Source organism: Chitiniphilus shinanonensis DSM 23277 (genome assembly GCF_000374805.1).
In the GTDB taxonomy this organism is placed as follows: domain Bacteria; phylum Pseudomonadota; class Gammaproteobacteria; order Burkholderiales; family Chitinibacteraceae; genus Chitiniphilus; species Chitiniphilus shinanonensis.
This window is the reverse complement of record NZ_KB895343.1, coordinates 67,702-91,663: the sequence shown is the minus strand read 5'-3', so window position 1 is coordinate 91,663 and position 23,962 is coordinate 67,702. Positions and strand designations below refer to the sequence as shown.

Annotated in this window: 16 protein-coding genes; 12 read left to right on the top strand and 4 right to left on the bottom strand. The window is 68.3% G+C overall.

The annotated features are described in order from the left end of the window. The first annotated feature begins 284 nt into the window (after positions 1-284). The 4 genes from C556_RS0110825 to C556_RS0110810 all read left to right on the top strand — a co-directional run bounded on the left by C556_RS0110825 (position 285) and on the right by C556_RS0110810 (position 6,246). Positions 285-1,190 carry a transcriptional regulator GcvA gene (locus C556_RS0110825; protein ID WP_018748275.1) on the top strand — a complete coding sequence of 302 codons (906 nt, stop codon included), beginning with the start codon at positions 285-287 and terminating at the stop codon, positions 1,188-1,190. Between the two features lie 317 nt (positions 1,191-1,507). Then, complete coding sequence (locus tag C556_RS0110820) at positions 1,508-4,330, top strand: aconitate hydratase (protein ID WP_018748274.1); 2,823 nt, start codon at positions 1,508-1,510, stop codon at positions 4,328-4,330. Further along, positions 4,327-5,448 (top strand): PQQ-dependent sugar dehydrogenase, encoded by a 1,122-nt coding sequence (locus C556_RS0110815; RefSeq protein ID WP_018748273.1) that lies wholly within the window; start codon positions 4,327-4,329, stop codon positions 5,446-5,448. The genes C556_RS0110820 and C556_RS0110815 overlap by 4 nt, the downstream gene beginning before the upstream one ends. A gap of 342 nt (positions 5,449-5,790) precedes the next feature. Then, positions 5,791-6,246, top strand: a complete 456-nt coding sequence (locus C556_RS0110810; RefSeq protein ID WP_018748272.1) for a VOC family protein — start codon at positions 5,791-5,793, stop codon at positions 6,244-6,246. A 215-nt stretch (positions 6,247-6,461) separates the two neighbouring features. Here C556_RS0110810 and C556_RS0110805 read toward each other — a convergent pair whose 3' ends face one another. Continuing rightward, positions 6,462-6,905: a DUF4124 domain-containing protein gene (locus C556_RS0110805; RefSeq protein WP_018748271.1), complete on the bottom strand. Its 444-nt coding sequence runs from the start codon at positions 6,903-6,905 to the stop codon at positions 6,462-6,464. Between the two features lie 334 nt (positions 6,906-7,239). Here C556_RS0110805 and C556_RS0110800 point away from each other — a divergent pair, with 334 nt between their 5' ends. Next, positions 7,240-8,412, top strand: coding sequence for an AGE family epimerase/isomerase (locus tag C556_RS0110800; RefSeq protein WP_018748270.1), 1,173 nt, complete (start codon positions 7,240-7,242; stop codon positions 8,410-8,412). Between the two features lie 387 nt (positions 8,413-8,799). Further along, on the top strand, positions 8,800-9,213 hold the full coding sequence (locus C556_RS20110; RefSeq protein ID WP_018748269.1) for an ArsR/SmtB family transcription factor: 414 nt from the start codon (positions 8,800-8,802) through the stop codon (positions 9,211-9,213). A gap of 375 nt (positions 9,214-9,588) precedes the next feature. Here the strand turns inward: C556_RS20110 and C556_RS0110790 are convergent, their stop codons facing one another. Beyond that, a complete protein-coding gene (locus C556_RS0110790; RefSeq protein ID WP_018748268.1) occupies positions 9,589-11,103 on the bottom strand; it encodes a DNA recombination protein RmuC in 1,515 nt (504 codons plus the stop codon). Between the two features lie 267 nt (positions 11,104-11,370). Between C556_RS0110790 and flgA the strand changes: the two genes are divergently transcribed. Further along, positions 11,371-12,063 (top strand): flagellar basal body P-ring formation chaperone FlgA, encoded by a 693-nt coding sequence (gene flgA, locus C556_RS20105; RefSeq protein WP_018748267.1) that lies wholly within the window; start codon positions 11,371-11,373, stop codon positions 12,061-12,063. Between the two features lie 117 nt (positions 12,064-12,180). Here the strand turns inward: flgA and C556_RS21680 are convergent, their stop codons facing one another. Continuing rightward, positions 12,181-14,382 (bottom strand): diguanylate cyclase, encoded by a 2,202-nt coding sequence (locus C556_RS21680; RefSeq protein WP_018748266.1) that lies wholly within the window; start codon positions 14,380-14,382, stop codon positions 12,181-12,183. 148 nt (positions 14,383-14,530) lie between these two features. Here C556_RS21680 and C556_RS0110775 point away from each other — a divergent pair, with 148 nt between their 5' ends. The 4 genes from C556_RS0110775 (at position 14,531) to ispH (ending at position 19,928) form a co-directional block, all read left to right on the top strand. Further along, positions 14,531-15,454: a bifunctional riboflavin kinase/FAD synthetase gene (locus tag C556_RS0110775; RefSeq protein WP_018748265.1), complete on the top strand. Its 924-nt coding sequence runs from the start codon at positions 14,531-14,533 to the stop codon at positions 15,452-15,454. 94 nt (positions 15,455-15,548) lie between these two features. Then, positions 15,549-18,410: an isoleucine--tRNA ligase gene (ileS, locus tag C556_RS0110770; RefSeq protein ID WP_018748264.1), complete on the top strand. Its 2,862-nt coding sequence runs from the start codon at positions 15,549-15,551 to the stop codon at positions 18,408-18,410. Between the two features lie 73 nt (positions 18,411-18,483). Further along, the gene (gene lspA, locus C556_RS0110765; protein ID WP_018748263.1) at positions 18,484-18,999 is read left to right on the top strand and encodes a signal peptidase II; all 516 of its coding nucleotides are present in this window, start codon (positions 18,484-18,486) and stop codon (positions 18,997-18,999) included. Further along, positions 18,996-19,928: a 4-hydroxy-3-methylbut-2-enyl diphosphate reductase gene (gene ispH, locus C556_RS0110760; protein WP_018748262.1), complete on the top strand. Its 933-nt coding sequence runs from the start codon at positions 18,996-18,998 to the stop codon at positions 19,926-19,928. Before lspA ends, ispH begins: the two co-directional genes overlap by 4 nt. 66 nt (positions 19,929-19,994) lie before the next feature. Here the strand turns inward: ispH and C556_RS0110755 are convergent, their stop codons facing one another. Continuing rightward, positions 19,995-21,278, bottom strand: a complete 1,284-nt coding sequence (locus C556_RS0110755) for an HD-GYP domain-containing protein (RefSeq protein ID WP_018748261.1) — start codon at positions 21,276-21,278, stop codon at positions 19,995-19,997. A gap of 217 nt (positions 21,279-21,495) precedes the next feature. On the opposite strand from C556_RS0110755, the gene C556_RS0110750 reads away from it, so the two are divergent. Then, positions 21,496-23,961, top strand: a complete 2,466-nt coding sequence (locus C556_RS0110750; protein WP_018748260.1) for a heavy metal translocating P-type ATPase — start codon at positions 21,496-21,498, stop codon at positions 23,959-23,961. Position 23,962 lies beyond the last annotated feature (1 nt).

Sequence of the window (23,962 nt, the reverse complement as noted above, 5' to 3'; positions counted from 1 at the left end):
CGATGAAGTTGTGCGCGGGCGCTGGCCCGCGCGGGCATTCGGACGCGCGGGCCGCTTTGCAGAATCTGCACGGCCGCGCTTGGATGCGAAGGTTACGCGCAAGCGCAAGGCGACACAAACGAGTAATCGCCACAGTAAGTGTGAGATATACTCACAGCCGAAACGCTTTGCCGATTTCCAGATGGGACGCCGCCTGTACGGGCATCGCAGCGCTCGCCGCACGTGTCGCGCACGGCCGATACGCCGCCAGCAGGTTCCGTCCAGTCACAACCTCGCCCACCGCCATGTCGCAGACCCTGCCACCCCTCAACGCACTGCGCGCCTTCGAGGCCGCCGCCCGTCTGGAAAGCTTCTCCGCCGCCGCCGCCGAGCTGTTCGTCACCCACGGCGCGATCAGCAAGCAGATCCGCCAGCTGGAGGATTGGCTGGGGGTGAAGCTGTTCGAGCGCAAGGGTGGCCGGGTGCGGCTGACCGACACCGGCTGGCGCTATCTGGTGCAGGTGCAGGACGGCCTGGACCTGATCGCCAACGCCACCGCCCAGTTGCGCCAGCCGTCGCGCCAACGCCGACTGACCATCAATTCCACCCCCACCCTGGCGATGCACTGGCTGCTGCCCCGACTGGCGCAGTTCCAGGCCGCGCATGCCGACGTGGAACTGCGGCTGATGACCTCCGACCGCGACATCGGCCGGCTGGACGCGCCGTTCGACGTGGCGATCCGCCGCGGCCCCGGCGACTGGCCCGGCCACGTCAGCAAGCCGTTCCTCGACGAATGGGAACTGCCGCTGTGCAGCCCGCGCCTGCTGGAGCGGCTGCCGCTGCGCGACGCGGCGGACCTGGCCGCGCACACCCTGCTCCAGGCCGACACCCGCCCTTCAGCGTGGCAACGCTGGCTGACGCTGGCCGGCGTGCCCGAGTTGAAGCCCGCCGCCACGCAGCAGTTCGACCATTTCTACCTGGCGTTGCAGGCCGCGATGGACGGCCTGGGCGTCACCCTGGGGCCGCTGCCGATGATGCAGGCCGAGATCGAGGCCGGACGGCTGGTGGCGCCGCTGCCGGCACCGGTGGCGCCGGTGCGCGGCTACTGCTGGATCGCCGCGCGCGGTGCGATGAACGACCCGGTGGTGGCCGCGTTCTGCCAGTGGCTGGAGGACAGCGCCAGCGCGATGGGTGCGGCCGGCAACGCCTGACATCGCGCCGCCCTGCCACGGGGTGGCAGCCGTCGGGGCGGCAATCCGTCGCTTGCTTTGTGGCGGTTCTCGGCAAAGATGAGGAGGTCTGCGAACGGCCGGCGCCTGGCGCGGTCGCATCGCTACGGCGCTCGCCGCCGTCCATCCCTCCGCCCCGTCGGGGCGCATCCAGAATAGGAGCCGCCGACAAAACCCAGCACAGCGGTCCTGGCAGGAAGCGCGAATCGCAGACAGTACGTGTCGTACGGCAAGCGAGGCTCGGCGCCCCCGCGCGACGCCGCCAGGAGGGTTTTGTCAGTGGCGCCAAGGAGTCCGCCATGCCGCACGATCTGCACCACACCCTCAAGACCCTGGCCCTGCCCTCCGGCAGCACGTTGTCCTACTACAGCCTGCCGGCGCTGGAGGCGGCCGGCATCGGCCCGGTGAGCCGGCTGCCGGTATCGATCCGGCTGGTGCTCGAAGCGGTGCTGCGCCACTGCGACGGCAAGAAGGTGACGGCCGAGCACGTGCGGCAACTGGCCAACTGGCAGGCCGTCGCCGAGCGGGTGGAGGAAATCCCCTTCGTGGTCGCCCGCGTGGTGTTGCAGGATTTCACCGGCGTGCCGCTGCTGGCCGATCTGGCGGCGATGCGCAGCGCCGCCGACGCCCAGGGCAAGGACCCGCGCGTGATCGAGCCGCTGGTGCCGGTGGACCTGGTGGTCGACCACTCGGTGCAGGTGGACGTGTACGGCCGGCCCGACGCGCTGCGCCAGAACATGCTGCTGGAGTTCGCGCGCAACCGCGAGCGCTACCAGTTCATGAAATGGGGCATGCAGGCGTTCGACACCTTCAAGGTGGTGCCGCCCGGCGTCGGCATCGTGCACCAGGTGAACCTGGAATACCTGTTCCGTGGCGTGCAAATCAAGGACGGCATCGCTTACCCGGACACCCTGGTCGGCACCGACAGCCACACCACCATGATCAACGGCGTGGGCGTGGTGGGCTGGGGCGTGGGCGGCATCGAGGCCGAGGCGGCGATGCTCGGCCAGCCGGTGTATTTCCTCACCCCGGACGTGGTCGGCGTGGAACTCAAGGGCGCGCTGCGCGAAGGCGTGACCGCCACCGACCTGGTGCTGAGCGTGACCGAGCTGCTGCGCCGCGAGAAGGTGGTTGGCAAGTTCGTCGAATTCTTCGGCGAGGGCACCGCCAGCCTGGGCGTGACCGACCGCGCCACCATCGCCAACATGGCGCCCGAATACGGCGCCACCATGGGGTTCTTCCCGGTGGACGACAAGACCGTCGCCTACCTGCGCGGCACCGGGCGGCTGGACAGCGAGATCGAGGCGTTCGAAGCCTACTTCAAGGCGCAGAGCCTGTTCGGCGTGCCGCGCACCGGCGAGATCGACTACAGCAAGACGCTCAGCCTGGACCTCGACGGCATCGTCCCCAGCCTGGCCGGCCCCAAGCGCCCGCAGGACCGCATCCCGCTGCCGGAGATGAAAAAGACCTTCGCCGCGCTGTTCTCGGCCGCACCGGCCAGCAACGGTTTCGGCAAGGACGCCGCCTCGCTCGGCCAGCGGGTGGCGGTGGAATTCGCCCCCGAACAGCCCGGCCGCGATCCCGCGCAGGAGGCCCCGGCCGGCGCGCCGCGCCACGAGCGCGAGATGGTGGACAACCGCCCCACTCCGGATCGCATCGACACCGGCCACGATGTCGGCATCGACCTGGGCCACGGCGACGTGCTGATCGCCGCCATCACCAGTTGCACCAATACCTCCAACCCCGGCGTGCTGCTGGCGGCCGGCCTGCTGGCCCGCAAGGCGGTGGAACGCGGGCTGACGGTCAAGCCGCACATCAAGACCAGCCTGGCGCCCGGCTCGCGCGTGGTGACCGAATACCTGGAAAAGACCGGCCTGCTGGCGCCGCTGGCGCAGTTGGGCTTCGCCCTGGCCGGCTACGGTTGTACCACCTGTATCGGCAACGCCGGCGACCTGACGCCCGAGCTGAACCAGGCGATCACCCGGCACGACGTGATCGCCGCCGCTGTGCTCTCTGGCAACCGCAACTTCGAGGCGCGCATCCACCCCAACATCCGCGCCAACTACCTGGCCAGCCCGCCACTGGTGGTGGCCTTCGCCATCGCCGGCACCGTGCACATCGACCTGGCGAGCGAACCGCTCGGCACCGGCAGCGACGGCACGCCGGTCTACCTGCGCGACCTGTGGCCCGGCAGCGACGAAATCAACGCGCTGCTGCCCTACGCGCTGGACCCGGAAGTGTTCCGCCGGCTGTACCAGGACTTCACCAAGGACCTGGACCTGTGGAACGCCATCCCGGCGCCGGCCGGGCAGGTGTACTCGTGGCCCGCATCCACCTATATCGCGCGGCCGCCGTTCTTCGACGGCTTCTCGATGCAGCCCGGCGACATCGGCGACGTGAAAGGCGCCCGCGCGCTGCTGATCCTGGGCGATTCGGTCACCACCGACCACATCAGCCCGGCCGGCTCGTTCGGCGAGGCCACGCCCGCCGGGCAGTACCTGCGCGCGCACGGCGTCGAGCGGGCCGACTTCAACAGCTACGGCAGCCGGCGCGGCAACCACGACATCATGATCCGCGGCACCTTCGCCAACGTGCGGGTGAAGAACCTGATGCTGCCCGCGCGCGACGACGGCAGCCGCGTCGAGGGCGGCTTCACCCTGCTGGACGGCCGGCAGACCAGCGTGTTCGACGCCGCCAGCGCCTACCAGCAGCGCGGCATCCCCACCGTGGTGATCGCGGGCGAGGAATACGGCACCGGCTCCAGCCGCGACTGGGCGGCCAAGGGCACGCAATTATTGGGGGTGAAGGCGGTGGTGGCGCGCAGCTTCGAGCGCATCCACCGCAGCAACCTGGTCGGCATGGGCGTGCTGCCGTTGCAGTTCAAGGGCGACGACAGCGCCGCCAGCCTTGGGCTGCGCGGCGACGAGACCTTCGACGTGCTTGGCGTGGACGATCAACTCAAGCCGCAGCAGGACCTGACGCTGGTAATCCACCACGCCGACGGCACCACCCGGCACGTGCCGGTGCGCTGCCGCATCGACACCCCGATCGAGGTCGATTACTACCGGCACGGCGGCATCCTGCCCTTCGTATTGCGCGACCTGCTGCGGGGCGCGGCATGAGGCGTGCACTGGGCCTGCTGGCCGCGCTGGTCCTGGCACCGCTGTCCATGGCGGGCCTGCCGCCGACCGAATCGGCCGCCTACACCGTCGAAACCATCGCCAGCGGCCTGGAACACCCGTGGTCGCTGGCCTTCCTGCCGGACGGGCGCATGCTGGTGACCGAACGCCCCGGTCGGTTGCGCGTGATCGGGCGCGACGGCAAGCCCGGCGCCCCCGTGACGGGGGTGCCCGAGGTCTACGCCAGCGGCCAGGGCGGGCTGCTCGACGTGGCGCTCGACCCCGGCTTCGCCGGCAACCGCCTGATCTACCTGAGCTACGCCGAAGCCGGCGACAACGGCCTGGCGGGCACGGCCGTGGTACGCGCCAGACTGGTCGAACGCGACGGGAAGGCCAGCCTGCAACAACTGAAGGTGATCTTCCGCCAACAGCCCAAGACCCCCGGCGGCAACCATTTCGGCAGCCGGCTGGCCTTCGCGCCGGACGGCAAGCTGTTCGTCACCCTGGGCGAGCGCCAGCAGCGCGACCACGCGCAGAAGCTGGAGATGACGCTGGGCAAGGTGATCCGCATCGCGCCGGACGGCAGCGTGCCCGCCGACAACCCGTTCCGCACCCGCCAGGGCGCGCTGCCGCAGATCTGGAGCTACGGCCATCGCAACCCGCAGGCCGCGGCGATCAATCCGGCCAGCGGCAAGCTGTGGATCGTGGAGCACGGCGCGCGTGGCGGCGACGAGGTGAACGTGCCGCTGGCCGGCAGGAACTACGGCTGGCCGGTGATCACCTACGGCCGCGACTACACCGGCTTCAAGATCGGCGAAGGCACCGCCAAGCCGGGCATGGAACAGCCGATCTACTACTGGGATCCTTCCATCGCGCCCTCGGGCATGGCGTTCTACACCGGCAACCGCTATCCCGGCTGGCGCGGCAGCCTGCTAGTGGGTGCGCTCAAGGACCAGATGCTAGTGCGGCTGAGCCTGGACGGCGAACGCATCGTCGCCGAGGAGCGCCTGCTTACCGACCTGAAGCAACGCATCCGCGACGTCCGCCAGGGGCCGGATGGCTGGGTCTACCTGCTGACCGACGAAGACGACGGCAAGGTGCTGCGGGTGCGCGGACGCTGAGGTCGTCCGGCTACCCCCGCAGACCCGGAAAGGCCAAGGCAAAATCTGTGGACACGGAGGGCGGGGAGAACACGGAGAGCACAGAGAAAAACACAAGAGAGTTCATGCACACAGCCGGGCGGAGACATGAGCGCGTCAGATCATTTGTCCAATGCCTGACGCCTTTTCCTGGCCTTTCTCCGTGCCCTCTGTGTTCTCCGTGTCCTCTGTGTTTCAAGATTTGGGGTTGCCCGCATTCCCATCCGCCATCCATCAGCCTTCCCCGCAGCCCGTCTGCCTGACGGCGTTGCGCGGGGTTGAATAACTAAGCTGGTAGCCCCCCAATCCGACTGGAGTTTCGTCATGAGCGTCAAAGCCATCCCGGAAGGCTACGAAGGCGTGGTGCCTTATCTGTTCGTCGACGACGGCGTCGCGGCGCTGGAGTTCTACAAGCAAGCGTTCGGCGGCGAGGAGCTGTTCCGCATGATGCACGACGGCAAGCTGGGCCACGGCGAGATCAGGATCGGCGGTCGGGTGGTGATGCTGGCCGCCGAGTATCCCGACATGGACGCGCTCGGCCCGAAGCGTCGTGGCGGCAGCACGGTGGGGCTGATGCTGTACGTGGATGACTGCGATGCGGTCTGTCAGCGCGCCGCCGCCGCCGGCGCCACCGTGCGCACCCCGCCGGAAAACAAGTTCTACGGCGACCGCAGCGCCACGCTGATCGATCCGTTCGGCCATGTGTGGTACGTATCGACCCACGTCGAGGATGTGCCGCAGGATGAGCTGGATCGGCGCATGAAGGCCGAGTGCGGCTGAGCGCCCAGAGCGAATCGCCCTGGCCGCACCAGGCAAAACGCCCGCGATCCGCGGGCGTTCTGTTTTCGGCCGAGCAAGGCGCCGCCGGGCGCCCTGCCTTTAGAGCAGCTAACAAAACCCTCCTGGCGGCGCCCCGCTCACTTGCCGTACGCCTTGTACTGTCTGCGTTTCGCGCTCCTTGCCAGGACCGCTTCGCTGGGTTTTGTCAGCCGCTCTTACTGACAGTTCTTCTTGATCGCCTCTTCGGTCTCGGCCAGCTCGCGCTTGCGCTTCTCCGCATCGACGAACTCGACGTCGCCCTTCTCGTTGATCGCCTTGTAGAGCTTGTTCTCGTTCAGGAAGCTGTTGCGCTTGCGTGCGGCCTCGCAGGCTGCCGCGTCCTTGGGTGCCGCTGCGGTGGCGGGCTTGGCCTCGGCGCCGGGCGCGGGCGTCGGGCCCGGCGTCGGCGCGGCGCCGTCGGTGCGTGCTTCGCCGCGATTGGCCGGCAACGAGCTGACCGGCAGATCCTTGGTGTTGATGACCTGCGCCTTGCTCTTCTGCCCGGTGGGCGGCGTATCCGAGTAATGCACCCGGCCGTCGGCATCCTTCCACTTGTAGATTTCCGCGCTGGCCATGGCGGCCACGCCGCACAGCAATACCAGCATCATGATCTTTTTCATCCGTTGTCCCCTTTTGAGGCGATGGGCCCCGACCCGCGCGCGTTCATCCATACTGCAATCGCTCTAGCGCCGTTCCGCCGGCATTGCAAGCCCATGTAGCACCTACAGACCCTGGGCGCATCGCAGCTTACATTATCCGTACCCGCTTTGCCCGCGCCCGACCGGCGATCCGGCCAAAATGGCCATCCATACGTCCGGGGCGTCCCGTCCGAATAACCGGCGAAAGCCAGGATGCGCGCCAAGGCACGACGCGGCCATCGTCGCCGGCGGATCGACCCGCGCTCGCGTGCATCTCACTGCCGACCCGCCGCCCAGCAACCTTCGAGGACTTCCGATGAACCCGAACTTCCGCCAACGCGAATTCCTGCTCGACCACATCCGCCACACCATGGCGTTCTACGACCCGCGCGCGGTCGATCCGGCCGGCGGCTTCTTCCAGCACTTCCGCGACGACGGCAGCATTTATGACCGCGACACCCGCCACCTGGTGTCGTCCACGCGCTTCGTCTTCAACTACGCCATGGCCTACCGCCAGTTCGGCAATCCCGAATACCAGCAACGGGTACGCCACGGCCTGGCTTTCCTGCGCGAGGCGCACCGCGATCCGGCCAGCGGCGGCTATGCCTGGGTATTGCGTGGCCGCGAGGTGGTCGATGCCACCCGCCACTGCTACGGCATGGCGTTCGTGATGCTGGCCTACGCCTGCGGCATCAAGGCCGGCGTCGAGGAGGCGCGCCCCTGGCTGGCCGAAGCCTTCGATTTGATGGAGCGCCATTTCTGGCTGCCCGAGCACGGTGTCTACGCCAGCGAGGCCACGCCCGACTTCCGGCTTACCGATTACCGCGGCCAGAACGACAACATGCACGCCTGCGAGGCGATGCTGGCGGCCTACGAGGCCACCGGCGAGGCCCGCTATCTGGCGCGCGCGCAACTGCTGGCCGAGAACTTCACCCGCCGCCAGGCCGCGCTCACCGGCGGCCAGATCTGGGAACACTTCAAGCCCGACTGGACGCCCGACCTGGAATACGCCAAGGGCGACAAGACCAACATCTTCCGCCCGTGGGGCTTCCAGACCGGGCACCAGACCGAATGGGCCAAGCTGCTGCTGATCCTGGAGCGCCACGCGCCGGCCGACTGGCTGCTGTCGCGCGCCCGCGAGCTGTTCGACGCGGCGGTGCGCGACGGTTGGGACACCGCCCACGGCGGGCTGATCTACGGTTACGACCTGGAAGGCAGGCCCTACGACGAGGACAAGTATTTCTGGGTGCAGGCCGAATCGCTGGCCGCCGCGGCATTGCTGGCGGCACGGACCGGCGACGAACACTACTGGACGTGGTACGACCGGATCTGGGCCTATGCCTGGACGCATTTCGTCGATCACCAGTACGGCGCGTGGTTCCGCATCCTGACCCCCGACAACCGCAAGGTGGACGACCTGAAATCGCCGGCGGGCAAGACCGACTACCACACCATGGGCGCCTGCTACGAGGTGCTGAACGTGGTTTGAAAGCGTTTGTCACCGCAGCAGGGAAAAACACCGATCAGGGGATGCCCTATCGGTGTTTTTTCTTATGGGAGAAAGACATATTCGCATGCAAAATAAGGACTTGCATACGAATCGCTTTGATGCGAGCCGGCTGCAAGCTTCATCTCTCTCCTCTGATTGGCGCACGCACGGCGTGCGTTTTTTTTGCCATGTGCATCGACATGGACGCTTCATTAATGAAGTTTAACGATGCAGGGGCGGTGAAATCCTTTATAAACCGCCCAGTGGGCTTACTGCCCTTCCCCCCTGCCTATCTCCGCAATGCGCCTTCTGGTCGCCCGCTCGGCGGCCATGTAAGACACGTGATAACCGGCGGTAGAAAAAGTTAGACCGTAAAGGAGCTACCACATGTCCGCACCGCAGCCCATCAGCCTGAAGAGCAACGGCAACGAACCGGCGCAAAGCGCCATCCACCTGCTGCAACGCGACCTGGATTCGGGTCTGTTCAAGGCGCTGTCCGAGCCGACCCGCCAACGCATCGTCTCGGTGCTGCTGCAACACGGCCGCCTGAGCATCATGCAGATCAAGGCGTACTTCCCGCAGGATCGCTCCGTGGTGTCGCGCCATCTCAAGTTCCTGCGCGAATGCGGCCTGGTGGTCTGCACCCAGGAAGGCCGCTACTCCTATTACGAACTGAGCGGCTCGGAGATCATGCGCAAGCTGCAAAGCATCCTGGGCCACATGCAGGTGTTGATGCGCAACTACTACCCCGAGCAGTGGGCATCGTTCGAGAAGCAGCAAAGCGAACAGATCGCCGCCTGAAAAAAAAAACGGGATGGCCCAAGGCCATCCCGGTGAGAAAAGCATGGCGCGAGCCATGCCGGGGGGTGCGCAGCGCCCTGCTACGCCGTGAAATCCGCGTCGTCCTTTCGCCTGGCGATAACGAACGGGCAACGCCAAAGAAAGCATTTGCTTAAACGCAGTGGTCATCTGCATTTCGCATGGTTGACAATGTAGTAGCTTGATTGCTGCATAGCAACATGACGACCGATAGACGCAAGCTTTCGCCAACCGTCCGGTTCGCCGCCCTCCCCACCAGCCCGCCCGGCCCCGCCGCGCGGGCTGTTTCGTTGCCGCGCCACGCCCATGAAAAACGCCGCCCCTTGGGGCGGCGTGGCAGGCGATGCGCGCTGCGCGCTATTCGACGATCGCCTGCGGCTCGGCCAGCGATACGGCCGGCTCGGTCGGCAACTGCGGTACCGCGTCGCCCTCCAGCTTCACCTGCTCGATCTCGGTGAAGCGCCTGGAGATCTTCTCGCTGGTGATGCTGACCTGCTGCACATCGTCGTTGGCCTGGCGGATATGCTGCGCCAGCCGCTTCATGCGGTCGTCGAAGCGGTTGAATTCCTGGCTCAGCCGCCCCAGCGCGTCCTTGATGATGTGCACCTGCTTGCGGGTCTCCACATCCTTGATCACCGCCCGCGCGGTGTTGAGCACCGCCATCAGCGTGGTCGGCGACACGATCCAGATGCGCTTGGCCATGGCGTACTGCACCAGCTCGGGGTGATGGGCGTGGATCTCGGCGAACACCGCTTCGGCCGGGATGAACATCACCGCGCCGTCGGCGGTTTCGCTGGGGATGATGTACTTGGACGCGATGTCGTCCACATGCTTCTTCACGTCGGCCACGAACAGGCGCGCGATCAGGGTGCGGTTGGCGCCGGGCTGGTACATGCGGTGGTAGTTCTCCAGCGGGAACTTGGCATCCACCGCCACCGTGCCGGTCGGCTCGGGCAGGTGCAGGATGCAGTCGGCGCGGGTGCCGTTGGACAGCGTGGCCTGCAACTCGTACACCTGGGCCGGCAGCACATTGCGCACCAGGTGCTCCAGCTGCACTTCGCCGAAGGCGCCGCGGCTGCGCTTGTCGCCCAGCAGTTCCTGCAGGCTGACCACGTTGGTGGTCAGGCCGTCGATCTTCTTCTGCGCCTCGTCGATGGTCGCCAGCCGCGCCATCACGCTGGCGAAGGTTTCGTTGGTCTTCTTGAAGCCTTCGTCCAGCCGCTCGGTCACCTTGCCGGAGATCTCGGCCAGACGCCCGTCGGCGGTCTTGGTCAGTTCGGCCACGGTCTGGGTCAGGCGCTCGGTGTTCTGCGCCAACACCGTCTCGATCTGCGCCATCTCGCGCGCGGACTGCTCGGCCAACATGGTGGAGAGCTTGAGCAGCACGTCCTCGCGCAAGGTGTCCTGCTTGGTCTGGACTTCGGCCGAAATCTCGGCCAGCTGCTTTTGCGACTGCTCGCGCGCTTCGGCCAGGCTGGTGGTGAGCGACAGCCGCATGGTGGCCAGCGAATCGGTCAGTGCGCTCTGCAAGCGACTCTGGGCTTCGCGCGTTTCCTTCATCTCCGCGCCCACCGCGCCACGCAACCGCTCGAAGCTTTCGCCCATGCTGTCGCGCAGGCGGTCGCCCGAGCGGCTCACCACCTCCTGCAACAAGGTGCCGTGCTGGGTCAGGCCGCCCTGGATCAGTTCGGTCTGGCGCGTCAGCCCGGCGTGCAGGTCGGTCAGCATGGCGCGGTGCCGCGCTTCCATGTCCTCCTGCAAGGTGCTCAGCACTTCCTGCTGGGTTCGCGCCAAGTACTGCATCCGCACCACCACCAGGGCGCCGGCCAGCAGCACCATCAGCGTGGTCAATCCAAATAGCATTTCCAGCATGTTCGACTTCCTCGTGCGCCGGCCAATGGCACCGGCGGGGTAAAAGCTTGTTGCATGGCGCCCCCGTGCGCGCATGTTCCCAGGCTGGGCGCGCTGTGGAACGGGCTGACGGCCGGGCGGTGGGTACCGGCTTCCGGACGCACTCGCCGCGAGGGCCGGAGTACGGCCTCATGCCATCGGAATGCGTACGCGGCGCCGGTCCGGCCACGCGCGTCGTGGGGCTGCCGAATTGTAGGCCCTGCGGCGGCGTCGTGTATCATCCCCGCCATGTCTGACGCCGTCGCGCGCTCGTTGCGCCTGATCACTTTCTGCCTGGCCAGTCACCTGGCCCTCGCCGCGCCGCAGGACCTCGCCGCGGTCCAGGATGCCGTCGCCAACTGGCTGGACGCGCAACTGGCACCCACCGCCGGCGCCAGCTACCGCCTGGGCGAGATCGACAACCGCCTGCGGCTGGACGGCTGCCAGCGCATGGACCTGCAACTGCCGCAGGGCTACCGGCTGGTCGGCAAGACCATGATCCGCGTGCGCTGCGTCGAAGGCGCGCGCTGGGCGATCAACTATCCGGTCACCATCTCCATCATGGCCACCTACTACGTGGCCTCCCGCCCGCTCGCCAGCGGGCGCACCCTGCTCGCCACCGACCTGGCGCCGCAGCAAGGCGATCTGGCGCAGTTGCCCGGCAGCGTGGTGCTCGACCCGGCCACCGCCGTCGGCCGGGTGCTCAACTCCGCCGTCAGCCAGGGCGGCCCATTGCGGCTGGAGATGCTGCGCGCCGCCACTTCGGTGCGGCAGAACCAGCGGGTGCGGGTGTTGTTCCAGCTCGACGGGCTGGAGGTCAGCAATGAGGGCGTGGCGCTGAACAACGCCGCCGTGGGCGAGGTGGTGCGGGTGCGGGTGGGCAACAATCAGATCGTATCCGGCATCGCGCTGGACAACGGCATGGTGCAGGCCACGCAGTAAGAGCACGCCTTCCGGCGTCGCCGCGTGCGGCGCCGAGCCTCACTTGCCGTGCGCCTTGCACTGTCTGCGTTTCACGCGCCCTGCCACAACCGTTGTGCCGGGTCTTGTCGGCCGCGTTCAGCCCGCCAGCACGTCGGTGGCCCAGCACAACCGGTCGCGCCCGGCATGCTTGGCGGCATACAGCGCCTGGTCGGCGAATTCGATGAAGACCTCCGGCGGCAGGGCGCCGTCCGGACACCAGGCCAGCCCCACCGACACGGTGATCCGCCCGAGCGGGCTGTCCTGCCAGCTGACCTTCAGCGCCCTCACTTCCTCCATCAGGCGCTCGGCCCAGGCCAGCGCGCCGTCGCGGCTGACGTTGGGCAGCAGGGCGGTGAATTCCTCGCCGCCGAAGCGGCAGACGATGTCCTCGGCGCGCCCCAGCTGCCGCAGGCAACGCGCCAGCGCCACCAGCACGGCGTCGCCGGCCTCGTGACCGTAGCGGTCGTTGTATTGCTTGAAGTGGTCGATATCGATCATCGCCAGCCCCAGCGGATAGCCGCCGCGCCGCGCCCGCGCCAGCTCGCGCTGCATGCATTCGTCGAGATAGCGTCGGTTGTAGAGCCCGGTCAGTGGATCGGAGACCGATTGCAACCGCAGCGTCTCGCGCAGTTGCAGATTGGCCAGCGCCAGCGAGATCTGCTCCACCGCCGACTGCGCCAGCTGCCGCTCCGGCTCCGTCAGCCACTGGCCGCGGTCCGGCTGCGGCGCCCACACGGTCAGCAGCCCCAGGGTGCGGCCCTGGGCGGTCATCGGGACGCACAGCGTTTCGTGGTGGGCGCGCATCGCGTGGTGGCGGCAACGCGCCGGATGGTTGTCGGTGCCGCGCCAGTGCGGCTGGCCCAGCCGCAGCGCCCAGCAGTCGTCGCTCTCGATGTCCTCGCCCTGACCGGCATCGTCGCCCCACCATGCCTCCAGCCCCAGCGTGCCGCCGTTGGCGCGGTTGACGTACAACTGGCCGGCGCCGCCGGGGAACAGTTCGGGCATGTGGTTGGCGATCACGTCCTTGGCTTCGTCGAACGAGCGACAGCAGTCGAGCATGCGTCCCAGGTCGCGCAGCAGCGTCACCTCCACATTGCGCCGCCGCATCGCCTGCATGCCGATCTGCAACGCCGCATTGGCCTGGCGCAGCGCGTCGCTCACCGCTTCGCGCTCCTCGATCTCGCGGGTCAGCCGCTTGCGCTGCTCGCCCAGCACCTGGGCGCCGCGCTGCAAGCGCCACACCGCGCCCAGCACGCCCACGCACAGCAGCACCACCACGGTGAAAAAGGCGCTGCCCAGCCCCAGCAGGATCGCGCCCTCGCGCCGACGCTCCTCCAGGCTGGCGGTCAGCATGGAAAGCTGTCGATCGACCGGCGCCACCACCGGCCCGGCGCGGACCTGCGCGTACAGTTGCTCGACGAGCTGCGCTTCGCGCTCGACGCCGGACATGCTCACCTGGTAGATGGCGTGCAGCAACACGCAACTGCCGCCGACCATGGCCAGCACCAGCACTCCGCCCAGCAACAGCACGTGCCAGCGCCGCAACACCACCATGTGCTCGGCGTCGGCCTTGGGCACGATCACCGAGAACAACGGCGCCAGCAGCGTCAGCCCCAGCAGCAGGAAGGCCAGCAGGCCGGTGGAGATCGCCAGCAGCGTTTCGTCGTCCAGGAAGGAATGAGCGGTACAGATGGCGTCGGGCTGGAAGTGCGCCGCGGCCATCGAGGTGTAGTGCATGCCGCTGATCGCCAGCGCCATCATCGCGGCGCCGCTCAGGCGCCACCACAGGCGGTGCGCGGCGCGCGAGCGCGTCAGCCGCACCCCCAGGCGGATCGCGGCCATCGACGCCAGCGCCGCGACCAGCGTCGACAGGATGACCCACCAGATGTCGTATTCGATGGGCGGCGACATCTTCATCGCCGCCATGCCCACGTAATGCATGGCGCTGATGCCGAGCCCGGACAGCAATCCGCCCAGCGCCGCCTCGCGCCAGCTCACCCGCTGGCGCGCCGCCAGCAGGGCCACCGGCAGCGCCGCGAGCAGGGCGAAGCCCATCGACAGCGCGGTGATCGACAGGTCGTAGGCCACGCGGATCGGCAGGTGGAAGGCGATCATGCCGATGAAGTGCATCGCCCACACGCCGCAGCCCAGCGCCAGCACGCCGCCGGCCACGCACACCACGCGCCGCCAGCCGTCCGCGGGCGAGGCCCGCCCGATCAGGTCGAGCGCGGTATAGGCGGCCAGCAACGCCACAGCGTAGGAAAGCACCACCAGCCACAGATCGTATTGGCCTTCCACGGGGTCCTCCCGGCTTTGCGCACGTTCCAATATTAGGAAGCACCGATGTACGCCACCATGCCGCGACACCGTCCGGGCAAGGCGAACTGACAAGAGGCTGCTTCACCGCTAAAATGCTCGGTTTTGCAAAGGATTACGCGCGAGCGCCATGCGTCTTCTCCGCGGCGCGGCCCAGGCCGCCCTTCCCCCCTGTGCCCTGACCATCGGCAACTTCGATGGCCTGCACCTCGGTCATCGCGCCATGCTCGCCGAACTGCGCGGCGCGGCCGCGTTGCGCGGCCTTCAGACCGCCCTGCTGACGTTCGAGCCGCATCCGCGCGAGCTGTTCACGCCACGCAGCGCCCCCACCCGCCTGACCAGCCTGCGCGAAAAGATCGAGCTGCTGTCCGGCGAAGGCATCGACCACCTGATCATCCAGCGCTTCGACGCCCACTTCGCCGGCATCGAGGCGCTGCATTTCCGCGACCGGGTGCTGGCGCACGATCTCAACGTGCGCTACCTGCTGGTCGGCGACGATTTCCGCTTCGGCGCCAAGCGCGCCGGCGACTTCGCCCTGCTCAAGGCCTCCGCCGCCTTCGAGACCCACAGCCTGGCCACCGTCGCGCTCGACGGCGAACGCATCTCGTCGACCACGGTGCGCGACGCGCTGGCCGACGGCGATCTCGCCCACGCGGCCGACCTGCTGGGGCGGCCGTATTCGATCTCCGGCCGGGTGGTCGGCGGCGACAGGCTGGGCCGCGAGCTGGGCTTTCCCACCGCCAACATCCAGCTGCGCCACAACCGCCCGCCGATGCTGGGCATCTTCGTGGTCAGCGTCGAAGGGCTGGAGCGCGTCTACCAGGGCGTCGCCAGCCTGGGCGTGCGCCCCACGGTGAAGGGCGCCGACGCCGCGCCGGTGCTGGAGGTCTACCTGTTCGACTTCGACCGCCAGATCTACGGCGAGCACCTGCGGGTGAACTTCCTGGCCAAGCTGCGCGACGAAGTGAAGTTTTCCGGCCTGGACGCGCTGACCGCGCAGATCCGCAAGGATTGCGACGACGCCCGCGCCTGGTTCGCGACGAGGGGCCGATGAGCCGGACCCGCCTTCCCTCCGGGATCGGCCGGCATACTGGATAAGCCGCCCACCCGCCCCCACCTCTTACCGATCTTTCGAGTCCACACAACCCATGGCCGACAACAAATACCCCGTCAATCTGCTCGACACGCCGTTCCCGATGCGCGGCGACCTCGCCAAGCGCGAGCCGGGCTTCCTGAAGCAATGGCAGGACATGCAGCTCTACCGCAAGCTGCGCGAGCAGGCCAAGGCGCAGAACCGCCCGCTGTTCATCCTGCATGACGGCCCCCCCTACGCCAACGGCGAAATCCACCTCGGCCACGCGGTGAACAAGATCCTCAAGGACATCATCGTCAAGTCCAAGAGCCTGGCCGGCTTCGACGCGCCGTACGTGCCCGGCTGGGACTGCCACGGCCTGCCGATCGAGCACCAGATCGAGAAGATCTGCAAGGGCGACGCCAAGGCGGTGAAGGCCAACCCGGAAACGCATGCCCGCATCGTCGCCTACCGCAAGGAACACGGGCTGGACGCCAAGTCGCTGGAACTGCCGCCGTCGTTCATCCGCGAGCTGTGTCGCGACTATGCCGCGCGCCAGGTGGATATCCAGCGCCGCGACTTCGTACGCCTGGGCATCGTCGGCGACTGGGACAACCCCTACCGCACCATGGACTTCAAGACCGAAGCCGACATCGTGCGCACGCTGGGCCGCATCCACGCCAACGGCTATGTGACGCGCGGCCAGAAGCCGGTGCACTGGTGCGTCGATTGCGGCTCGGCGCTGGCCGAGGCCGAGGTCGAGTACGAGGACAAGGTCTCCCCGGCCATCGACGTGGCGTTCCGCATCGTCGATGCCGCGGCGCTGTCGCGCGCCTTCGGCGGCGCCAAGGTCGACGGCGACGCCTACGCCGTGATCTGGACCACCACGCCGTGGACGCTGCCGGCCAACCAGGCTGTCACCGTTCATCCCGAGCTGACCTACGACCTGATCGCCACCGCCAAGGGCCTGCTGCTGCTGGCCAGCGATCTGGCCGAGGCCGCGCTCAAGCGCTACGAGCTGGAAGGCACCACCGTCGCCCAGGCCAAGGGCGCCGCGCTGGAGCGGCTGGTGCTGCAACACCCGTTCTACGAGCGCCAGGTGCCGGTCATCCTGGGCGAACACGTCACCACCGAGGCCGGCACCGGCCTGGTGCACACCGCGCCCGCGCACGGCCTGGACGACTACATCGTCGGCCTGAAGTACCAACTGGCTACCGACAACCCGGTGGGCGACGACGGTCGCTTCATCTCCACCACGCCGCTGTTCGCCGGCAGGACCGTGTGGGAAGCCAACCCTCTGGTGCTGGAAACGCTGCAAGCCGGCGGCGCGCTGCTGGCCAACAAGAAGCTGGAGCACAGCTACCCGCATTGCTGGCGTCACAAGACGCCCATCATCTTCCGCGCCACCGCGCAGTGGTTCATCGCCATGGACAAGGAAGTCGCCGGCGACACGTTGCGCAACGTGGCCAACCGCGCGGTGGACGCCACCGAGTTCTTCCCCGCCTGGGGCCGCGCGCGGCTGGAAGCCATGATCGGCAACCGCCCGGACTGGTGCATCAGCCGCCAGCGCAACTGGGGCGTGCCGATGACCTTCTTCGCGCACAAGGAGACGGGTGAGCTGCACCCGCGCTCGGGCGAGCTGCTGGAGCAGGTGGCGCAGCGCATCGAGCGGGAAGGCATCGAAGCCTGGTTCAAGCTGGACGCCGCCGAACTGCTGGGCGACGACGCCGCGCACTACGCCAAGCTGAAGGACACGCTCGACGTGTGGTTCGACTCCGGCTCCACCCACTACGCCGTGCTGCGCCAGCGCGGCGAGCTGCGCTGGCCGGCCGACCTGTACCTGGAAGGCAGCGACCAGCATCGCGGCTGGTTCCAGAGTTCGCTGCTGATCGGCTGCGCCACCGAGGGCCGCGCACCGTACGACCAGTTGCTGACCCACGGCTTCACCGTGGACGAGCACGGCCGCAAGATGTCCAAGTCGCTGGGCAACGGCATCGAGCCGCAGGAGATCTTCAACACCCTGGGCGCCGACATCCTGCGGCTGTGGATCGCCAGCGCCGACTATTCCGGCGAGATGTCGCTGTCGCAGGAGATCCTCAAGCGCACCACCGACGCCTACCGCCGCGTGCGCAACACGTTGCGCTTCCTGCTGGCCAACCTGTCGGACTTCGACCCGGCGCACGCGCTGCCGGTGCACGAGCTGCTGACGCTGGACCGCTACGCGCTGGTCGAGCTGGCGGCGTTCCAGCAACGCGTCACCGCGCTGTATGGCCGCTACGAATTCCACTCGGCGGTGCAGGAACTGCACGCCTACTGCTCCGAGGAACTGGGCTCGTTCTACCTGGACGTGATCAAGGACCGCCTCTACACCATGGGTGCGGACGCCGAAGGCCGTCGCTCGGCGCAGACCGCGCTGTGGCACGTCACCCAGGCGCTGGTGCGCCTGCTGGCGCCGATCCTGTCGTTCACCGCGCACGAGGCGTGGGAAACGCTGCGCGGCCTGGATGGCGGCCTGGAAGAGAACGTCCAGCTGGCCACCTGGCACGCGGTGCCGGCGGTGACCGACGCCGACGCGCTGGCCGAGTCGTTCGCCCTGGTGCGCACGGTGCGCGCCGAAGTGCAGAAGGAAATCGAAGTGCAACGCGCCGCCGGCAAGCTGGGCTCCAGCCTGCAGGCCGAAGTGGCCCTGCACGCCAGCGGCGATACGCTGCATGCACTGCGCGCGCTGGGCGACGAACTGAAGTTCGTGCTGATCACCTCGCGCGCCACCGTGGCCGAAGGCGAGCCGCGGATCGCGGTGACCCCGTCGGATGCGGCCAAGTGCGAACGCTGCTGGCACTACACCCCCAGCGTCGGCAGCCACGGCGATCACCCCGGGCTGTGCGCGCGCTGCCACGGCAACCTGTTCGGCAACCCCGAGGTGCGCTCGCATGCGTAAGCGCTGCCTGCTTCCCGCGTCCCGTCCCCGCCGTGGCGGGGGCGCCTCGTTCCGCCCGCAAGGCTGAGAATCCATGTCCGCCGATCAAACCTCTTCCTCCCTGCCGGGCACCTTCTGGCGCTGGATCGCCGTGGCCATCGCGGTGATCCTGTTCGACCAGATCACCAAGCACGCGATCGAGGCCAGCTTCGCCTACGGCGAGCAATTGCCGGTCATCCCCGGCTTCTTCAACCTGACCCTGGCCTACAACCCTGGCGCTGCGTTCTCGTTCCTGGCCGACGCCGGCGGCTGGCAACGGCATTTCTTCACCGTGCTGGCGCTGGCGGTGTCGGCGTGGATCGTGTTCATGCTGCGGCGCCACCATGGCGAAGCGCGGCTGTCGCTGGCGCTGTCGCTGATCATGGGCGGCGCGCTGGGCAACGTGATCGACCGCATCCTGCTCGGCCACGTGATCGACTTCATCCACGTCTACTATCGCGACTGGAACTACCCGGCCTTCAACCTCGCCGACTCGGCCATCTGCGTCGGCGCGGCCCTGATGGTGTGGGACAGCTTCCGCAGCAAGTCCGCCACGGAGAAACAGGCATGAACAAGCCCATGCAGATCATCCTCGCCCAGCCGCGCGGCTTCTGCGCCGGCGTGGATCGCGCCATCGCCATCGTCGAGACGGCGCTGACCAGATTCGGCGCGCCGATCTATGTGCGCCACGAGGTGGTGCACAACAAGTTCGTGATCGAGGACCTGAAACAGAAAGGCGCGATCTTCGTCGAGGAGCTGGCCGACGTGCCCGCCGGCAACACGGTGATCTTCTCGGCGCACGGCGTGTCGCAGGCGGTGCGCCGCGAAGCCGAGGCGCGCGGGCTGGCGGTGTACGACGCCACCTGCCCGCTGGTGACCAAGGTGCACCTGGAGGTGAAGCGGCTGCGCGACCAGGGGTTCGAGATCATCATGATCGGCCACAAGGGCCACCCCGAAGTGGAAGGCACCATGGGCCAGTCCGAGGGCGGCATGCTGCTGGTGGAGGATGTCGAGGACGTCGCCGCGTTGCAGGTGAGCAACCCGGAAAAGCTGGCCTACGTCACCCAGACCACGCTGTCGGTGGACGACACCCAGGTGGTGATCGACGCGCTGCGCGAGCGCTTCCCCCAGATCGTCGGCCCCAAGAAGGACGATATCTGCTACGCCACGCAGAACCGCCAGGACGCGGTGAAGCAGCTGGCGGCGGAAGTGGACACGGTGATCGTGGTCGGCTCGCCCAACAGCTCCAATTCCAACCGCCTGCGCGAAGTGGCCGCCAGCCTGGGCATCAAGGCCTACATGGTCGACAACGAAACCGAGCTGAAGCCGGAATGGTTCGGCGAGGGCGAGCGGGTCGGCATCACCGCCGGGGCGTCCGCGCCGGACATCCTGGTGCAGCGCGTGATCGACCGCATCCGCGGCCTGGGCGCCGACTCGGTGACGCCGATGCCGGGCATCGAGGAAAACGTGGTGTTCTCGCTGCCCAAGGGCCTGGCCTGAGCGCCGCCGCAACGCCCTTTCGATAAAAAGCCCCGCCGATGCGGGGCTTTTTCGTGCCGGGCTGTCTCAGCCGTCGTGCAGCAACTGCACCAGCGGCTGGAACTGCGCCGCCACCGCCTCGGACTGCAACGACGCCCGCCACGCCAGATCGCGCGCCAGCTCGCGCAGCCGCCAGCGGATCTCGCGCAGCACCAGGCTCAGCTCGAACTGCAACCAGCCGCTGGCGTCGCCGAGCAGCGCGTCGAAGTGCGGCTTGTCGGTCACCGCGTCCAGGCCGGTGCTGGAAAACGCGCGCTGGATCAGCACGAAGCGCGCTTCCACCCGCGCCAGCAACTGCGCGCACGCTTCGCCGTGGTGCGCCACCCTGGCGCGGCACTGCCCCAGCAACTCGGCCCCGAGCGCGATCTTGCGCAGCAGGCTGTGCATGTCCTGCGCATAGGCGTCGCCCTGCGGCATCTGCGCCTGCTGGTACTGCTCCACCCGCGCCTCGCCCAAGGCCTGGGACACCACCGACACCAGTTGCGGGTCGTATTCCACCGGCACGATGCGCAACGCCACCTCGGCGCGCTCCAGCGGATAGGCACCATGCTCGGTCAGCGAGGCGATCATCTCGGCCGCCGCCAGCACCCGCCCCGCACGCGACAGCGCCGGTGCGGCCACGCCGCGCGGATAGCCGCCGCCGTCGCCACGCTCGTGATGTTCCAGGATGGCGTTGGCCACTTCTTCCGGCATGCCGCACACATCCCGGGCCAACGTGGCGCCGACCACCGGGTGCACCGAGACATGGCGCCAGGCTTCGGGCGTCAGCACGTGCGCGCGATCCAGGTGGCGCTGGTCGATGTAAAGCTCGCCGATGTCGTGCAGCAGGGCCGCGGACGCCAGCACGCCCAGTTCGGTTTCGGTCAGCTTCAGGCGCCGGCCCAACCCCAGCGACAGCAGCGCGACCAGCACGTAGTGGCGCAGGCTGTTGGGGTCGTGCGCCTGGGCCACGGTCAGCATGTTGACCACGGCCGCGTTGAGCGGAATCTCGCGCAGACGCGGCAGCAGGCCAAAGTCGCTGAACAACGGCGCGAGGCCGGCATTGTCGGCGATCACCGCCTTGCCGATGTCCACCAGCCGGTCGGCGTCGACACCCTGGCTGACCTGCAGGCAGCTTTCCAGCGGCTTCTTCAGTTTGTGGACGATCAGCCGCTGCTGCACCGCCGGCGAAATCCGCGCGCCCTTGGCCAACAGCTTGATCCCGTGCTCGGTGTAGATGTCCTCGCTGGTTTCGATCTCGTGGTGCTCTGCCGCGTTCACCACGCGATCCAGGTAGTGGTGGTTGACCACGCCCAGACTGTCGCTTTCCATCCTCGGTCCCTCCCGGACTCTTGGTATCTGCCCGCCTCGCGGGCTATTTCATGATTCGCTCATATATCACGGTCATGTTCCGACTCTGTGGCGATTGCGGCAAGCGCAGATAACCGCCGTTTATCGGTGACAACCTGCAATATCCATCGCGACCTCGCTGGCGCCGCCTCCGCCGCCGCCCGCCGGGAGGCGACCCGGCAGCGTACAATGCCGGGCCATGAACACCGCAACGCCCGCCCCCGCCGCCTGTTTCCACTGCGGCGAGCCGGTGCCCGCCGGGCCCCGTCTTTCCATCCGATATCGCGAACAGGAACAAGCGGTCTGCTGTGCCGGCTGCCAGGCCGTTGCGCAGAGCATCCTGGACGCCGGGCTGGGCGACTACTACACACAGCGCGACCGCCCCGCCGACCGCGCCGCGCCGCTGGCCGACGAACTGCTGGAGCAGCTGCGCCTCTACGACGATCCGGCCTTGCAGGCGGGGTTCGTCCATGCCGAGGGCGGCGATACCCGCGAGGCATCGCTGATGATCGAAGGCATCGTCTGCGCGGCCTGCGTCTGGCTCAACGAGCGGCAACTGGCGCGCGTGCCCGGCGTGCAGGCGGTGTCGATCAACTACAGCACCCATCGCGCCCGGGTGCGCTGGGACAACGCCCGGGTGCAGTTGTCGCAGATCCTGCGCGCCGTGGCGGACATCGGTTACCGGGCGCAACCCTACGACGCGGCGCGCCAGGAGGCCGCCCAGGAACAGGAACGCAAGCGCGCGCTGTTCCGCCTGTGGGTCGCCGGGCTGTCGATGATGCAGGTGATGATGTTCGCCGTGCCGATCTACCTGGCGCGCGAAGGCGAGATCGACGCGGTCTGGCTCAACCTGATGAACTGGGCGAGCGGCCTGCTGACGCTGCCGGTGGTGCTGTATTCGAGCTGGCCGTTCTACACCTCCAGCTGGCGCGACCTGCGACGCGGCCGCGCCGGGATGGACCTGCCGGTGAGCGTCGGCGTGCTGTCGGCCTTCGGCGCCAGCCTGATCGCACTGCTGGCCGGCCACGGCGAGGTGTATTTCGATTCGGTGTCGATGTTCGTCTTCCTGCTGCTGGCCGGCCGCTACCTGGAAACCCGCGCGCGGCAGAAGGCCGGTGCGGCGCTGGAAGGGCTGGTCAAGCTGATCCCGGCCTTCGCGCACCGCCTGGCCGGCTGGCCGGGCGACACCCGGCCGCACGAGACGCCGGTCGGCGCGCTCAAGCCCGGCGACGTGCTGCTGGTGCGCCCCGGCGAAACCATTCCCAGCGACGGCACGGTACTCGACGGGCGTTGCGAGGTGGACGAAGCGCTGCTCACCGGCGAAAGCCGCCCCATCGCCAAGCAGCCCGACGACGCGCTCACCGGCGGCACGGTCAATCGCGGCTCGCCGCTGGTGATGCGGGTGGATCAGGTGGGCGAAGGCACGCGGCTGGCCGGCATCGTGCGCCTGCTCGACCGCGCGCTAGCCGAGAAGCCGCGGGTGGCGCTGGTGGCCGATCGCGTCGCCGGCTGGTTCGTCGCCATCCTGCTGCTGGTGGCCGCCGCCACCTGGCTGTACTGGCATCTGAACGACCCGACGCACGCGCTGCCGATCACTGTCGCGGTGCTGGTGATCTCCTGCCCGTGCGCGCTGTCGCTGGCCACGCCGGCCGCGCTGACCGCCGCCACCGGCGCGCTGGCGCGACAGGGCGTGCTGGTCACACGCGGCCATGCGCTCGAAGCGCTGTCGAGGGTGAGCGACGTGGTGTTCGACAAGACCGGCACCCTCACCCAGGGCACGCCGCAGGTGGTCGGCGTGACGCTGTACCGCAGCACCGAAGCCGAAGCACGCCAGTTGGCCGCCGCACTGGAAGCCCACTCGGAACATCCGCTGGCGCGCGCGCTGCACGGCGACACACCGTTCGCCGCCCACGAGGTGGTCAACCATCCCGGCGGCGGCCTCACCGGACGCATCGGCGGCGTTCGCTTCGCCATCGGCGGCGCCGGCTTCGTCGCCCACCATACCGGCCAGGCCATCCCGCCGGACGATTCCGGGCATACAAGGGTGGCGCTGGCCAACGACACGGGCTGGATCGCCGACTTCCATCTGGCCGACACGCTGCGCGACGACGCGGCCGACGCCGTGGCCCGCCTGCGGCAGGCCGGGCTGGTGGTCCACCTGCTCAGCGGCGACCATCCCGCCGCGGCACAGCAGGTGGCAGCGCAATTGGGCATCGGGCGCGTCACCGCGTCGGCCACGCCGGAGCACAAGCTGGCCTACCTGAAGACGCTGCAACACAACGGGGCACGGGTGCTGATGGTGGGCGACGGGGTCAACGACGCGCCGGTGCTGGCGGCGGCCGACGTGTCGATGGCGATGGGCGCCGCCACCGACGTGGCGCAAGCGGCCGGCGACGCGGTGCTGTACGACAACCGCCTGGCCGGGGTGCCGCTGGCGCTGCGCACCGCCCGCGCCACCCGCCGCATCATTCGCCAGAACCTGGGCTGGGCGCTGGGCTACAACTTGGTAGCGCTGCCGCTCGCGGTGGCCGGTCTGGTCACTCCCTGGCTGGCCAGCCTGGGCATGGCGCTCAGTTCGCTGATCGTGGTCGGCAACGCGCTGCGGCTGGCGCCGACGCCGGGCAGGCACCGCAATGCGGCAACGGCACCGCATCTGGAGAAATAAC